14 protein-coding genes are annotated in these 15669 nt (G+C 65.2%); 7 read left to right on the top strand and 7 right to left on the bottom strand.

The window, feature by feature from the left end:
- Positions 1–84: 84 nt before the first annotated feature.
- From JZ792_RS23110 to JZ792_RS23100, 3 genes are read right to left on the bottom strand one after another with little or no spacing between them, the layout of a single operon-like run.
- On the bottom strand, positions 85–552 hold the full coding sequence (locus tag JZ792_RS23110) for an SRPBCC family protein (RefSeq protein WP_216913235.1): 468 nt from the start codon (positions 550–552) through the stop codon (positions 85–87).
- A 55-nt stretch (positions 553–607) separates the two neighbouring features.
- Positions 608–1846, bottom strand: a complete 1239-nt coding sequence (locus tag JZ792_RS23105) for a cytochrome P450 (RefSeq protein ID WP_216913234.1) — start codon at positions 1844–1846, stop codon at positions 608–610.
- Complete coding sequence (locus JZ792_RS23100; protein WP_216913233.1) at positions 1827–2102, bottom strand: hypothetical protein; 276 nt, start codon at positions 2100–2102, stop codon at positions 1827–1829. Before JZ792_RS23100 ends, JZ792_RS23105 begins: the two co-directional genes overlap by 20 nt.
- A 290-nt stretch (positions 2103–2392) precedes the next feature.
- Between JZ792_RS23100 and JZ792_RS23095 the strand changes: the two genes are divergently transcribed.
- The 7 genes from JZ792_RS23095 (at position 2393) to JZ792_RS23065 (ending at position 10543) form a co-directional block, all read left to right on the top strand.
- Entirely contained in the window at positions 2393–3208 is an 816-nt protein-coding gene (locus JZ792_RS23095) for an HpcH/HpaI aldolase family protein (protein ID WP_216913232.1), read from the top strand.
- A gap of 13 nt (positions 3209–3221) precedes the next feature.
- Positions 3222–3413, top strand: coding sequence for a ferredoxin (locus JZ792_RS23090; RefSeq protein WP_216913231.1), 192 nt, complete (start codon positions 3222–3224; stop codon positions 3411–3413).
- Between the two features lie 70 nt (positions 3414–3483).
- Complete coding sequence (locus tag JZ792_RS23085) at positions 3484–4464, top strand: phosphotriesterase family protein (protein WP_216913229.1); 981 nt, start codon at positions 3484–3486, stop codon at positions 4462–4464.
- Entirely contained in the window at positions 4461–5714 is a 1254-nt protein-coding gene (locus JZ792_RS23080) for an NAD(P)/FAD-dependent oxidoreductase (protein ID WP_216913227.1), read from the top strand. Before JZ792_RS23085 ends, JZ792_RS23080 begins: the two co-directional genes overlap by 4 nt.
- Positions 5715–5782: 68 nt before the next feature.
- Positions 5783–6754 (top strand): zinc-binding dehydrogenase, encoded by a 972-nt coding sequence (locus JZ792_RS23075; protein ID WP_216913225.1) that lies wholly within the window; start codon positions 5783–5785, stop codon positions 6752–6754.
- Between the two features lie 76 nt (positions 6755–6830).
- Positions 6831–9725 (top strand): FAD-binding and (Fe-S)-binding domain-containing protein, encoded by a 2895-nt coding sequence (locus JZ792_RS23070; RefSeq protein ID WP_216913239.1) that lies wholly within the window; start codon positions 6831–6833, stop codon positions 9723–9725.
- Positions 9726–9727: 2 nt separating this feature from the next.
- Entirely contained in the window at positions 9728–10543 is an 816-nt protein-coding gene (locus JZ792_RS23065; protein WP_216913223.1) for a mycofactocin-coupled SDR family oxidoreductase, read from the top strand.
- A gap of 114 nt (positions 10544–10657) precedes the next feature.
- On the opposite strand, the gene JZ792_RS23060 is transcribed toward JZ792_RS23065, so the two are convergent.
- The 4 genes from JZ792_RS23060 to JZ792_RS43015 all read right to left on the bottom strand — a co-directional run bounded on the left by JZ792_RS23060 (position 10658) and on the right by JZ792_RS43015 (position 15629).
- Positions 10658–11608, bottom strand: coding sequence for an SDR family NAD(P)-dependent oxidoreductase (locus JZ792_RS23060; RefSeq protein WP_216913221.1), 951 nt, complete (start codon positions 11606–11608; stop codon positions 10658–10660).
- A gap of 16 nt (positions 11609–11624) precedes the next feature.
- The gene (locus JZ792_RS23055) at positions 11625–12617 is read right to left on the bottom strand and encodes an alpha/beta hydrolase (RefSeq protein WP_254190197.1); all 993 of its coding nucleotides are present in this window, start codon (positions 12615–12617) and stop codon (positions 11625–11627) included.
- 15 nt (positions 12618–12632) lie between these two features.
- Complete coding sequence (locus JZ792_RS23050; RefSeq protein WP_216913218.1) at positions 12633–14291, bottom strand: flavin-containing monooxygenase; 1659 nt, start codon at positions 14289–14291, stop codon at positions 12633–12635.
- A 255-nt stretch (positions 14292–14546) separates the two neighbouring features.
- On the bottom strand, positions 14547–15629 hold the full coding sequence (locus tag JZ792_RS43015; RefSeq protein ID WP_216913217.1) for a helix-turn-helix domain-containing protein: 1083 nt from the start codon (positions 15627–15629) through the stop codon (positions 14547–14549).
- Positions 15630–15669 lie beyond the last annotated feature (40 nt).

Below are 15669 nucleotides of genomic sequence, written 5' to 3'. Positions count from 1 at the left end.
GGATGTGGGCGCGGCCGATGCTGTTCTCCATCGTGCCGAGCCCACCCGGATCAATATTGTCGAGACCTGCGGTGGTGCTGGAGGTCAGCTGTTGAGCGCCTTCCCGACCGCCGCATGGTATTGGTCGATGTACTTCGGTTCGAAGTTGCGGATCAAACCGGGTGGCAATTCGGCGCCTTTGGGGACTTCGACAGTCATGCTTCGGTGGAACAGTGTGACGCCCACACCGGGAGACAGAAACGAATACGAGATGGTCATGATGCCGGCGTAGCCCCCGCTGCCGTCCTCTCGATTGTGCGCGAGTGCTCCGTGGGACTGAAAGACCCAGCGCCATGGTCGCTCCGCGGTGATGAGCCGCCAGGAGTAGCGTTGCGGACTGTTGCCGGCCTCGTGCCAGATATCGCCCACTTTCAGGGGCAGTTCGTCGACACCTTCGATGATCTCGGTGCCGGGATAGACCTTGACCCAGTTTCGTGGATCGGTCACGAAATCGTAGATCTCTTCGGCGTCGTTCTGAAAGGCTGTTTCGGAACTGACCTGGACGATGCCCACGCTGGCTACTCCTCTGGTGCGGATGGCGGTGATGTGAGGGCCGACGGTCCTCTGATCAAAAACTGCTCTTCACGACTACCGGCATATGGCTGTATCCCCATTGGAAGGTCGCGGGTGCGCGGGTGGCTTCCGTGACGTCGATCTCGTAGTCATCGACCCGTGAGAGGAATTCCTGGAGGATGATTCTCTCCTCGAGGCGGGCCAGGTGCACACCGACGCAGAAATGCTGGCCATATCCGAATGCCAGAGTCCGTGGGATATGGCGATTCCATCGGAAGTCGTCGGGATTATCGAATTCGCGAGGATCGCGGTTGGCGGACTGAGTCAGGTAGACGACGCGCTGACCGGGTTCGACGATCTGACCCGCGACTGTCGTCTCTTCACGAGCGGTGCGCCCGAACCATTGGGCGGGACCGCAGAACCGATTCATCTCCTCTGCGGCGACCGCGCAGTTGTTCGCGAGATCGGACCGGACCTCGGCGAGCTGATCGGGATGGCGCGCCAGCTCGAGCAGTCCATGCGCAGCGACCTTGGGCAGTGTCTCGGTTCCTCCGACCATGACGCACATCAGATTGATGGCGATCTCCATGTCGGTGAGTTCCCGGCCCGCCACACGAAGATCGATCATCCCGTCGACGAGCGGCCAGCTGCCGTCCGCCCCCTCGGCCCGGCGCGCGGCGACCAGGGGACGCACGAATTCCAGTTGCCGCATCTGGAATTCGCGCGCCTCGACGAATCCGTCGCTATCGGTACGCGTCATGGCATTGATATTGTCCAAGACCTCGGAGGCGTTCTCGACCGGGATATGGAACAGATGGCATATCGTCGAAGCCGAGATCACGCCGCCGAACTCGTGTACGAGGTCGAAACGCCCGCGCGGAACGAGTTCGTCGAGTTTCTCGCGCACCAGCGTGCGAATGAATGGTTCGAGCTTCTTGACGTGGCCCGGGCGGAGTTGTTTGCCGTGCGCCTGCCGGATGAACTCGTAGGTCGGGGCGCCGTAGTTCAGATGCGATCCCATTATCGGATCATGGGGGGGATCGAAGGTCGGACCGCTGTTGTGCTGTAGAAGGACAGACTTGTTGAATACCGAACCCTCGTTGGTCACGAACACGTTGGTGGGCTGGGAAAGGAAGTCCAGCGCGTCCTGGAACCGCGACAGGAAGAACGTGTCATACCGTTCCGCGTAGTACACGGGAAAGTGTTCGCGCAGGACCTCGTAATAGGGGAGGGGATTACTCATCACCTCCGGCGAGAACGGGTCGTACACGAACTCATCGACGGCTGTGTTCAACTCGTCGCTCCTTGTCATCGTCTTTGGTCGCGATTGCCGGTCGCAGGTAGGCGAGAGCCAGGATGTCGTCGTCGTCGTAGTGCCCGGCCACCCGTGGATGTTCCGTATCGAGGTGCCGATTCACATCATGGACGAGGATCCGGCTATTCGCCGCGGCGATTTCCAAGCCGCACAGGCAGCGAATCGCGAATACGGTTCCGGGAAACGTCGTCTCGGAGGATATACCGTCGGCCCGCATCGCTTCATCGATATTCATCTGTGGCTCCTACCGTCAGACATCCGCCGCGGGTACGTCGGCGCACCGCTCACTATGTGGCGTACACGACAAATCTGTCCAAGAACCGGGCTCATAACTGTCGGTTATGGGCGGTCGGTGGTGCGTGATCGCCCGGCGAGCGAAGGGCACGGTGCTGATAACCGATTGGCATGGCTAGAGGTATTGGCGTTCTCCGTGGTTGCGGTCACACACTGGGAAGCACGTCGGAGCGCGATCGGGTGTGGTCGTGCCAGCAAATGACGGTTTCATCGAAAACCCAGATCGGGGTCATGCCAGTGAATGTCATCCAGCGCGCTTTCTCGGAAGGTCGCCCGTCCTACGGCATCTGGGTCGCTGGGCCGTCGCAGCTCGCGGCCGAAGCGCTGGGTCGCGGACCGCTCGATTGGGTGTTGCTGGATATGCAGCACGGTGGCATCGACGCGAGCAACCTGCTTCCGATGATCCAAGCGGTGGAGTTGGGCGGTGGCGCGTCGCTGGTGCGAGTGGCGACGAACGAGTCGAGTTTGATCACTCGCGCCCTGGATCTGGGCGCGATCGGTGTGGTTGTGCCGATGGTCTCCACCGCGCAGCAGGCGCGGTCCGCCGCCGCGGCGGTCCGGTATCCACCGCACGGAACCCGCTCGTTCGGTCCCATTCGCAACTTCTACGGCGTCGAGGCGGCCGCCGCGTCGGTGACATGCCTGGTGATGATCGAGACCGCGGAGGGGCTGGAGAACGTGGCGGAGATCGCCGCGACACCCGGGGTCGACGGACTGTTCGTCGGACCGATGGATCTCGGGCTCGCGCTCGGTGTCGGCCTCAACGGCACTGATCCGGCGAACGAGACCGTTTCCGAAGCCATCGCCAAGGTCGTCGCGGCCGCCGAGGCCAACGGAATCTTCGTCGGAGTCGCCGGTATGGGGCCCGATCACGCGGAGGCACTGCTGAAAGCCGGCGCGCGGCTGGTCACGCTCGGCAGCGATGGCGGCTACCTGCGTGCGGGTCTCGTCGCGGACGCACGTCGTATCGAACGGTGGAACGAGCAGTTCCGCACGGCCACCGCGGCAGCGGGCGGCGACGCCACATCCCCCCATCAAGCGAAATGACGAGGAAAATTCCATGAAGGTGATTGTCGACTGGGGTCTCTGCGACGGCAACGGCGTCTGCGCGATCGAGGCTCCGACCGTCTTCGAGATCGATGACGACGACGAATTGCAGTTGCTCAAAGACGAGATCAGCGACGTCGAACGCGGCGCGGTCGACTCGGCGATTCGCGTGTGCCCCAAACGGGCGCTGCGGCTCGAGTCCTGATCCGCAAACCACCTACCGAATCCGACACCAGCCATGACACGTATCGGCACGCCGTGGCGAAAGGAAGAAGATGTCCACCGTTGACACCGTTCGCGGTCCGGTACCACTGGATCAGTTGGGGCCCACCCTGATCCACGAACACCTCATCATGATCTCCGCGGAGTTCGAGAAGTTCTATCCCGAACTGGCGTGGAGCCTTCCGCGAGAAGAGGTCGTGGACAAGGTCGCCGCCGCACTCCAGGAAGTGCGTGAGCGTGGGATCACCACGATCCTCGACTGCACCGCGTTCTTCCACGGCCGCGACATGGAATTCGTGAAGGAGGTCAACGACCGCGTCGACATGAACATCATCGTCTCGTCGGGGATCTACACCTTCGATTTCCTGCCGTACAGCGTGTCGCACCGCCCGTCGGATCCGGTGGAGAAGGACATGCTGACGCGGATGTTCGTCCGTGACATCACGGTCGGGGTCGGTGACTCCGGAGTCAAGGCCCAGTCGATCAAGGTGGCCACCGATCTCGCGGGCATCACCCCCAACAACGAGCGGATACTGCGTGCCGCGGCCTCCGCTTCGGCTCAGACCGGCGCGCCGATCACCGTGCACACCCATCCCGCGGACCAGCTGGGGCCGAGCATCCAGAAGATCTTGTCCGAGTACGGTGCGGATCTGACCAAGGTCGTGATCGGCCACAGCGGTGACACGTCCGACCTCGACTACCTCCGCGGTTTGATGGACGCGGGCTCGATGGCCGGATTCGATCGATTCGGACTGTACATGCCCGGGACCGCCACGCTGGAGGAGCGCCTGGACACCGTGGCGACTCTGTGCGGCGAGGGATACGCCGACCGTATCGGTCTGTCCCACGACGCGGTGCTGTACTCCGATTGGAGCCCGCCCGGCGCGGCGCTCAAACGATTCCCGACCTGGGTGCCCACGCACGTTTCCGACGTCGTCGTGCCCGGACTGCGCGAACGCGGCGTCTCCGACGCCGACATCGACACGATGATGGTGTCCGCGCCCGCGTCGCTGTTCGACAGCATCCGTCGGTGACCGCCCCCGCCGAGACCGCTGACACCGTCGCGGCGATCGCGGTCGTCGGAGCGTCGCTGGCCGGGCTGACCGCCGTACAGACTCTGGTGGAGTCCGGTGCGGTCACCCGCGTCACGGTGTTCGGGGCCGAACCACACCTGCCCTACGATCGGCCGCCGCTGTCCAAAGAGGTGCTCAAAGGCGTCTGGGAGGTGCAGCGATGCGACCTGGAACTCGTCGACGACGATCGGGTCACCTGGAATGTGGGCACCGAGGTCGTCGGCCTGGACACGTCGGATCTGTCGGGGCCTCGGCTTCGCCTGCGTGATGGCGCCGTCCATGACTTTCCCGGCGGCGTCGTCATCGCGACGGGCGCCGCGCCGAGGACACTGGCCGGTGCGGAACTGACCGGTGTGCACATGGTCCGGTCACTCGACGACGCGGTGGGTCTGCGCACGGATCTCGACCGCCGCCCCTCGCACGTGGTGATCGTGGGCGGCGGATTCATCGGGGCCGAGGTAGCCGCGGCGTGCGTGGAACGTGGGCTGCGGGTGACTCTGCTGGAAACCCAGGAGGCGCCCTTCGAGCGAGTACTCGGCGCCGAAGTGGGCGAGGCCGTCATCGCCGAACATCGACGTCGAGGCGTCGATGTTCGGACCGGAACGGCCGTGGCGGCCGTGCGAGGTTCGGATCGCGTCGAGCGCGTCGAACTCGCCGACGGCACAGTACTTCCCGCGGATGTGGTCGTGCTCGGACTCGGCGTGACTCCGTGCGTCGAATGGTTGGAGGGCAGCGGAGTCACCGTGGGGGACGGTGTGGAATGCGATGCGACGCTGCTGGCCGGACCTCGGGTGGTCGCCGCCGGCGACGTGGCCCGGTGGCCCAATCACCGGTTCGGTGAGTTTCGGCGGGTCGAGCACTGGGACAACGCGATTCGACAAGGCCGACACGCCGCCTTGCGTCTGTTGGCCGAGCACGGGCACGGGACGGCCGAGCCGTTCTCCACGGTGCCGTGGGTCTGGTCGAATCAGTACGAGAACAAACTTCAGGTGGTCGGCTCGACCTTCGGGTTCGAGGAAGCCGTGATCGCGCACGGTTCCGCTGAGGAGCAACGCTTCGTCGCGCTGTACCGGCGTGGTGAGCACCTTGTCGCCGCGGTCGGCTTCAACCAGGCGAAGTTGGTCACGCGGTATCGCCGCATGCTCGCCCAACCGGTGTTGTGGACCGACGCGCTGGCGAAGGCCGAGCTGACCGGGCCGGTGATGAGTTGATCGCGCGGTGTGCCGTCCAGCCGGGGAGCGGCCCGACCGGCGTCACTACAGTGTGAGAGAGGATAGTTATGTGGGCTCAGATGCTCAGCGCGCCAGGTAGATTCGAAACCATCGAGGTTCCGGCTCCGGACGCTGCCGCTCTCGCGCCGGGGCAGGTGCTGCTCGCGACGAAGGCGGGGGCCATTTGCGGAAGCGACCTGCCCAATTTCAAGGGCGCGCCCTTCCCCCATCCCAAGAACCAGGGCAAATGGGTCACCAGCGCTCCGGGGTTTCCCATGCACGAGGTGGTCGGTGAGGTCATCGCCTCGAACCATGCCGAGCATACGAAAGGTGATCTCGTCGTCGGCTGGGCATCGGGGTTCGATGCCATCGCCGAAGTCATTGTGAGCGACGGCGCCGGGCTCGCCGGATTCGATACCGAACTCGCGCCTTCGACCGCGGTGATGCTACAGCCGCTCGCGTGCGTGCTGTATGCCGTGGATCAGCTCGACGACGTGACCGGCAAGACGGTCGCCGTGGTCGGTCAGGGGCCCATCGGCCTGTTGTTCAGCCATGTGCTCAAGAGTCGCGGTGCCAGGCATGTGGTCGGCGTGGACCGCGTCGATCGCGGCGACGTGGGCACCATCTTCGGCGTCGACGAGGTGGTTACCGCGAGCGCGAACCTGTGGGCGGCGTCGCTGGGCGCTGGTGACCGTCCCGAGGTGGTCGTGGAGGCGGTCGGTCACCAGGTGACCACCATGAAGAACTGTCTGGACGCGGTCGCGTTCGGCGGTGAGATCTACTACTTCGGTATCCCCGACGATCAGGTGTATCCCATCGAGATGATGACGCTGTTGCGCAAGAATCTCACGTTGCGCTCGGGAGCGACGATCGAGCGTCAGCGTGTGCTCGAGGACGCGGGTATCTATCTCGCGAAGAATCCCGAACTCCGTGATGTGTACGTGAGCCATGTGTTCCCGGTCGGCGATGTCGAGGCTGCGTTCCGTGCGGCCGTCGCGCCACAGACCGGACAGTTCAAGATCTCGATCGATATGGCATGACCCGGCCAGCCGACACGCGGGCGGCGAGCGCATGGTGACACCGGAACTCGCCGAGACCATCGCGCACGTTGCCGCGATGTCGGTCTCGCGCGAGGAGGTCAGAACAGTCGACCTCGCGCGAGGTCTGGCCCGTGCAGGGGTTCGCGACGTCCTCACTTCCCCGGCCGACCGCTCGGCGTACAGCAGCGACGCCTCGCTGTATCGCGTCGCTCCGCGGGCGATCGTGCGCCCACATGACGCCGAGGAGGTCGCGGCGACTCTGGAGGTCTGCCGAACGCTCGCGGTTCCGGTCACGGCACGGGGAGCCGGGACGTCGGTGGCGGGAAACGCGGTCGGTCCGGGGGTGATCATCGACTTCAGCAGGCATATGAACAGGGTGCTCCATCTCGATGACGAAACACGCAGTGCGACAGTGCAACCCGGCACAGTGCACGCGACGTTACAGGCGGTGGCGCAGGGTGCGGGACTCCGCTTCGGCCCCGATCCGTCGACCCACACCAGGTGCACGATCGGCGGCATGATCGGCAACAACGCCTGCGGCTCGCGCACCCTCGGATACGGCCGCACGGTGGACAATATCGAGAAGCTGAGCGCACTGACGATGCGCGGGGAACAGATCACCGCGACCACCCGGGTCGTCGGCAAGCCGAAGGTCACCGGAGCCCCTCGGGTGACAGACGAACTGCAACGGGTGATCGGCGCGCATCTCGCCGTGGCGCGGACGGAGTTCGCGACATTCGGGCGGCAGGTGTCGGGATACGCGGTCGACAATCTGCTGCCCGAGCGAGGTTTCGACGTCGGAGGACTTCTGGTCGGCAGCGAGGGGACGCTGGCGATCGTGACCGAGGCGACCGTGCGGCTTGTCGCCGAACCGGACTATCGTCTGCTCGTCGTACTCGGATACGAAGACTTCGGCGCCGCCGGTGACGCTGTTCCGGCGATTCTGGCCTTCACTCCTACCGCGTGCGAGGGCATCGACGCCAGGATCGTCGATATCGTCACCAGCAAGCGGGGCCCGGGATCGGTGCCGCCGCTACCCGGTGGTCGTGCCTGGCTGTTCGTCGAATTATCCGGCGAGACCAGGGAATCCGTCCACGATCGCGCCGCGGCGCTGGTCGCGAAATGCGAGGCGATCGACACGAGGGTGGTCGAGGACCCGCGGCTGGCCGCGTCGCTGTGGCGGATTCGCGAGGACGGGGCCGGCTTGGCAGGCCGGGCTCCGTCGGGTCTCCCGGCGCACGCGGGCTGGGAGGATGCCGCCGTGCCACCCGCACGCATCGGAGACTACCTTCGGTCCTTCGACGAACTGGTCGATGAACACGGTCTTACCGCGATGCCGTACGGCCACCTCGGCGACGGCTGCGTGCATGTACGGCTCGACTTCCCCCTCACCGCCAGCGACGGAACCCGACGGTTCCGCGAATTCCTCACCGCCGCCGCTGATCTCGTGGTGAGCTACGGGGGCTCCCTGTCCGGCGAACATGGTGACGGGCGTGCGCGAAGCGAACTGCTGCCGCGGATGTACTCGCCCGAGGCGATCGGCCTGTTCGCCGCCGTGAAGGCCGCGTTCGACCCGGACGGTCTGTTGAATCCCGGTGTCCTGGTCGATCCGGATCCGATGGATGCCGGTATCCGCGTCGTGACCGCCCGTGCGATACGCCAACCACTCGCGCTGGCCTATCACGGTGACGACGGTGACTTCGGCCAGGCGGTGCACCGGTGTACCGGAGTCGGGAAGTGCAGGGCGGATTCGACCGCGTCGGGTGGTGTCATGTGTCCGTCGTACCTGGCTACGCGCAACGAGAAGGATTCCACGCGCGGGCGCGCCCGAGTGCTGCAGGAGATGATCGACGGCGAGCTGGCCGATGGTTGGCGGTCCGAGGCGGTGCACGACGCGCTCGATCTGTGCCTGTCGTGCAAGGGATGCGCCTCGGACTGCCCGACCGGCGTCGACATGGCCGCCTACAAATCCGAGGTCCTGCATCAATCGTATCGTCGGCGGCTACGTCCACGGTCCCATTACGCGTTGGGGTGGCTTCCCCGCTGGTCCCGACTCGCCTCCAGAACACCGCGACTCGTCAACTGGGCGATGGGAGTTCCGGCGCTGCGCGGTATGGGACTGCGCCTCGCGGGAGTCGATCCTCGCCGGTCGCTGCCGACCTTCGCCGATCAGACCTTCCGGCGATGGTTCGCCGCGACCGCGGGTGAGCGCCGCACCGAAGGGCGACCGGTCGTACTGTTCGTGGACAGTTTCACCAACCATTTCGCGCCGCAGGTGGCGATCGACGCGGTCCGTGTGCTCGAAGCGGCCGGATATCGGCCCCGGATCACCGAACGCGAGACCTGTTGCGGACTCACCTGGATCACTACCGGTCAACTCGACGCCGCGCGCCGGATCCTCGCGCGAACGGTGGAGCAACTCGGGCCTGCCCTGACCGAGGGGATTCCCGTCGTCGGACTCGAACCCTCGTGTACCGGTGTGCTGCGTAGCGACGTCGTCGAAATCCTCGACACCGACGAGAGCCGAAAGCTCGCTTCTTCGACCTATACCCTCGCGGAACTGCTGGCACGCGACGCGTCGTGGAAAATGCCGTCGCTCGAAGGTATCCGAGTGATCGCGCAACCGCACTGCCATCACCACGCGGTGATGGGCTGGGAGGCGGACGAACGGTTGCTCACCGACGCGGGCGCGGAACTGGTGCGACTGGGCGGCTGCTGCGGCCTGGCAGGCAACTTCGGGGTCGAGATCGGACACTACGAGGTCTCGACGGCTGTGGCAGCCCACCAACTGCTGCCCGCGTTGAATTCGGCGGAACCCGACGACGTGTTTCTCGCCGACGGATTCTCCTGTCGCACACAGGCTGTGGATCTCGCGGCGAAGGACGGGATCCATCTGGCGCAGTTGCTCGCGCGCAATCTCGGCCGACCGGACCGAAAGATCGATATCGAACGAAGAGAAGGCGAAGAATAGGAATGGGACGACTCGACGACAAGGTCGCGTTCATCACCGGCGTGGCACGCGGGCAGGGACGCACACACGCGGTCCGGTTGGCGCGCGAAGGCGCTCGGATCATCGGAATCGACCTGGCGGGTCCGTTGCCCGGCGCGGTGCCCTACGACTCGGCCACACCGGGCGACCTCGAGCAGACACGTCGTCTGGTGGAAGCCGAAGGTGGAAAGGCGCACCTCGCCCAGGGCGACGTGCGTGATCTCGACGCGTTGAAATCGGTTGTCGAGGAGGGTATTTCACAGTTCGGTGGTCTCGACGTGATCGTGGCCAACGCCGGGATCTGTGTCCCGGAGACTTGGAACGAGATCACCCCGAAGAGCTTCGCCGATGTCCTCGACATCAATGTGACCGGTGTGTGGAATACGGTGATGGCGGGTGCGGACCACCTGATCGCGCGCGGCGGCGGGTCGGTCATCCTGACCAGTTCGGCGGCGGGGGTGAAGATGCAGCCATTCATGGTGCACTACACCACCAGCAAACACGCGCTCGTCGGCATGGCGCGCGCGTTCGCGGCCGAATTGGGCAACCACAACATCCGGGTCAACACCATTCACCCGGGCGGCGTGAACACGCCGATGGGATCGGGCAGTATGCAGCAACGTCTCGAGGAGACCTTTGCGGCGAATCCCCGGCTGGCGGGGATGGGGATGACCTTCCTCAATCAGTTCGTGGCCGAACCGGAGGAAGTCTCGAATGTCGTCGCGTTCCTGGCCTCGGACGAGTCCACGTTCATCACCGCCTCGCGAATCTCGATAGACGGCGGAGCGACGGTCTTCTGAAATGTGGCGGCTGGGCAGTGCGATCTGTTCGGCCGCCTCGTGCGTGGCGCATCGCGGGTGGCGCGGATCGGTAGAAACCCCGTCGCATCGTGTCGGCTGGGAGACGGCCGACACCTAACCGCGCGGCGCGTACAACGGATTGTCGGCGAGTTCTTTCTCGTTGATGACGGTCCACCGCATGGTGTCGGTCAGTAGACGGAACTCGTCGGTGTCGACGATCGAGTCCCACTCGTCCCCGACGACCTCCGGAGTGAGATCTGTTCCGGGGTGGGTGTATCCGACTGTTTCGCCGATGAACAGGCGTGACACCCGCCGCAATCCGCTGACGAACGCCTCGCCGCTGACCGGGCAGGTTTCGTGACAGAGCAGGGCGACCAGCGGTGCCGCCAGGTCGGGCCCCCGGTCGATGATGTCATCGGGCACGTCGATCCCGGCATCGATCATTCCGGCGACCATCATGCGGGTGAACGCCATCGGCGCCACCATATTCACCTTGATCCCGGCTTTTCTGCCCACCTGGGCCAGGCCGCGCCCCAGTCCGAGCACCGCGGCCTTCGCGGTGCCGTAGGCGATGGTGTTGTAGGCTCCGAGCGCGCTGGTCGACGTCGTCAGGACTACGCGGCCGTACCCGGCCCGGGTCATGTGCGGCCACGCGGCCTGGGTCATATTGAACGAGCCCTCGATATGGACCGCGAATTGCCGACGCAGCCACTCGGCGTCCATCTCCGGAAACGCGTCGTTGGTGAAGATTCCCGCGTTGTTGACAACGATGTCCAGACGGCCGAAAGTGTCGATCGCGGTCGCGACGAGCGCGCGAGCGCCGTCGGCGCTCGACACGTCGGAGGTGTTCGCCACGGCGGTTCCACCCCGCGCCGAGATGGCGTCCGCCGCGGTCCGGGCCGGTGATTCCGCGTCCGAATCCCCGTCCATCGCCACGCCGAGATCATTGACGAGGACCTTCGCGCCGCGGTCGGCGAGCAGATCGGCGTACGCCTGCCCGATCCCGCGACCCGCACCGGTCACGATGGCGACCCGTCCCGTGTAATCCAACGCCTTCTCGCTCATTCGGTAATATCTCGTTTCAGACGGCGGCCGGTGCGGTCGCGCGGTAGTGGCGGTCGAGGGCGTCGATGAAATCACGTGCGTGGGCCACGGTCAGCCGAGTTTCGGGGACCATGTTGTAGCCGTGTGGTCCACCGGGGTGTACATGCAGTTCGGTCGGAATGCCATTCTCCAGCAACCGTTTCGCGTAGGCGATGTCCTCGCCCGCGAACAGGTCGAGTGCGCCGACACAGATGAAAGCGTGTGGCAGACCGGTGACGTCCTCGACCCGCGCGGGAGCGGCGTAGGCCGATTCGTTGTCGCCTCCCGGCTGGTGTCCGAGATAGGACGTCCAGCCGTACACATTGTCGGACGCGGTCCAGACGAATTCACCGGTGTGCGCGTGCGGTGCCGCCGTGCTGGCCGTGCGGTCATCGAGCATCGGATAGATCAGCAGCTGGAACGAGACGGGGAACTCGCCCTCGTCGCGCGCGCGGATCGCCAGCGCGGCAGCCAGTCCGCCGCCCGCGCTCTGCCCGCCGACCGCGATGCGTGTCGGGTCTGCTCCGAGTTCGTCGGCGTTGCTGTGCAACCACTTCAGCACGGCGTAGCTGTCGTTGAGCGGCCCCGGCGCGGCGGTTTCCGGCGCCAGCCGGTAGTCGACCGACACGACGATCGCACCGGTCTCGGCGGCGATCCGCCGACAGGTCAGGTCGTCGTCGTCCGCGGTCCCCATCACGTAACCGCCGCCGTGGTGCCAGACCAGGGCCGGAGGACGCTTCGTGCGCTCTTGTGGTTCGTAGTACAGGACGCGTACGGCGGGTTCGCCGTCGAGGCCGAGCACGTGACGCTCGGTACGGATGATGGTCGGAAAGAGTTGCGCGCCATCGGGTGCCGCGGCCATCCGCGTGCGCAGCCGTTCCCGCACGGCGGCGATGGTCTGTGGGCTCAGCTCGAACAGGGGGAACGCCTCGATCGCGGGCGCGATCTCCGGGTCGAGTAGATGACGGCTGGACGGAGAAGCGGAGTTCATCATTGATTCCTGTCTCTAGTTGGGAACCGAGACGGCATCGACGGCCGACCGGGGGGCGGCCTCGGCGGTCGCGGTCGCGAGTGTGAAGCCCCGATAGTCGTCCGCGGCGACCTCGTCGCAGATCGCGCGGTATCGTCCGGCGCCTGCGACATAGGGCATGAATACTCGCGGTTTGCCCGGAATGTTGGCGCCCAGATACCACGAATCGGCTTGCGGGAAGAGTGTGTGCGACGCCGCCTCGTTGACATGCTCGACCCATTTGTCCTCCGCGTCGACAACCGCTTCGACGCGGGTGTAGTCGTTGTCCCGGAGATGGGCGATGAGGTCGGTCACCCAGTCGACGTGCTGCTCGATCGAAATGATCATGTTGACCAGTACCGACGGGCTACCCGGCCCGGTGAGCAGGAACAGATTCGGGAAGCCCGCTGTCGCGATGCCGAGGTAGGTTCGTGGTCCAGCAGCCCACTTGTCGCGCAACAGTTCTGCGTCGACGCCGCGGATGTCGATGGCGTTGAGTGGTCCGGTCATGGCGTCGTAGCCGGTGGCGAAGACGATGACATCGAACTCGTACTCGGTATCGCCCACACGCACGCCACGAGGTGTGATCTCTTCGATGGGCGTTTCGCGGACGCTGACGAGATCCACGTCGGCGCGGTTGTAGGTGACGTAGTAGTCGGTGTCGAGGCAGATACGCTTCGCGCCGATGGGGTAGTCGTGGGGGAGAAGCGTGTCAGCGACAGCCGGGTCATCGATCAGGTCCTGAATTCGTTCCCGCACGTATTCGGCGGAGAATTCGTTGGCCTCGAGGTTCACGACGGTGTCGTTGAACAGGCTCAAGAACGACGTACCACCGCGATTCCACCGCTGGGTCAGCAGTTCCTCCCGCTGTTCGTCGGTCACCGAGAACGCGCTGCCGACAGCGGGGATTCCCGGGACGCCCGACGGCGTTGCCCTGGCCAGCGCACGCCGCTCCGGGTAGTTGGCCTTGAAGTCGGCGATCTCCTCGGCGGTGAGTGGACGGTTGCGCGCGGGCAGTGTGAACGCGGGGGTCCGTTGGAAGACCGTGAGATGGTCGGCCTGCTGCGCGATCTGCGGAATCGCTTGGATACCCGATGATCCGGTGCCGATGACCGCGACCTTCTTACCGCTGAAATCGACGCCCTCGTGCGGCCATCGCCCGGTGTGGTGGATCTCGCCCTCGAAACTTTCCAATCCGGGGAACGGGGGAATGCGTGATGCCGACAGACAGCCGAGGGCTGTGATGAGGAAGCGTGCGGTGACGCGTTCGCCGCGGTCGGTGGTTACCGTCCACTCCTGCGAACTCTCGTCGAAGTCCGCCGCGAGGACCGAGGTCTCGAAGGTGATGTCCTTGCGCAGATCGAAGCGATCGGCCACATGGTTGGCGTAGGCGAGGATCTCCGGCTGGGCCGGATAGAGTTCGGTCCATTCCCATTCCTTTTCCAGTTCGTCGGAGAACGAATAGGAATAGAACATCGATGGGACATCGCATCGCGCGCCAGGATACCGATTCCAATACCAGGTGCCGCCGACGTCGGTGCCGCGTTCGAAGACGCGGACCTGCAATGAGAGGTCGTCGCGCAGGCGGTGTAGTGCGTACATGCCCGCGAAACCCGCGCCGATGACGATGGCGTCGCACCGCTGAACGTCTGACATGGAAGAAGGCTCCTTCTACTCGTGGGCCGCGTCGCGGATATCGGCGGATCGCCGAATCCGGGGAACTGTCGAGCCGCCCACCTCATGCTGCAAGAACTCGGGTTCCGGGTCACCGGTCAACTAGCGCGAATCGCGCGCCGATTGGCTAGCGATTCCGTGCGCGGGTGAATTCAGTGGCCACACCGATCACTCTCGGGCGCTGTGGAGAATTCCTGGAGGCCGTGCCGTGCCGATGGTCCGATCGTCGTCGATACCTCAGAAGTATCGCCAGGAATCCAGAATGCGATGCAGCGTGAGAACGAACATCAAGCGTGATCGTCCGTACGGTTTGGTACAACTGAAGCCGAGCATCTTCTCGGCGCGCTGGACCCGGTAGGTCACCGAGTTGTGGTGCATGTGCACCACTCGCGCGGCCTGCCTCAAGGATTCGGTCGCCGCCACCGCGAGTAGCGTGTGCAGCATCTCCGGCCCGGTCTCCTGGTAGAGCTTGTCGAGCAGCTGAACATCGGCTACCTGCGCGATCTGATCGGCGGTGAGTTGCTCGGCGAGGATGCCGTAGGGGCCGACGGCCCTGGAGTTGAGGATGACGGCCTCTTCCGCCAGGTAGGGCTCGGTCGGATGGGTACTCGCCATGGTGAAGCGCAGCGCGTTGCGGGCTTTGCGCCATGCCGCCGGCACGAGTTCGACCGGGCACTCGGGGCTGTACGCGCAACGAATTCCCTCGGGGATATTCAGCCCGTTGAGGGACTCCAGGTCCTGCGCGAGCACCATGTGCACACGATCCTGAGGGAGATGGTGCAGCGATGTCGACCGTGCGCGCAATTGATCGAGCATGGACGTGACACCCTCACCCGGTCCCGCCAGGGCGACAGGGGTTACGGTGGCGCCCGCGAGTCGCAGCCTGCGGTGCGCCGTTCGTCGATCCTGCTCGGATAGTGCGGGATCGATGACGGATCGGAGGTCGGAGGTCCGGGTGTGGTCCGCGCCGAGAGGGGGTGCGGTGGCGCGTACCGCGATGACCAGCCGCCGCAGCAGGCGCTCGCGCCGCGCTCGCCCCATATCACCGGCGAATGCGGCGGGGAAGTCGCCGCCGTGGGTGGGTGCGATCCACGCCGAAGTTCCGTCGGGAAGGGGCCTGTGATGTGCCGTGCGCGGAGTCGGCTGCTGGGGAACGTCGTGTTCGGGGTAGGCGATGATCGACGCGCCGTCTGCCGTCTGCACCCCGATGCGGCACCCGAAGATCTCGGCGCACCGATTGATCAGAGCGGCCAGCTCGGCGCCGGACTCGACGAGTTCGTCCAGCGCGTCGAATGAGCGGTCGAGGTCGTCCGCAGTCACCGGTGGTAACCGATCACCGGGTGACATCTACCGCTCCGGG

This window comes from Nocardia noduli, assembly GCF_019038455.1.
Lineage (GTDB): Bacteria > Actinomycetota > Actinomycetes > Mycobacteriales > Mycobacteriaceae > Nocardia > Nocardia noduli.
Note: the sequence above shows the minus strand (reverse complement) of the source record. Positions and strands in the feature narration are given on the sequence as shown.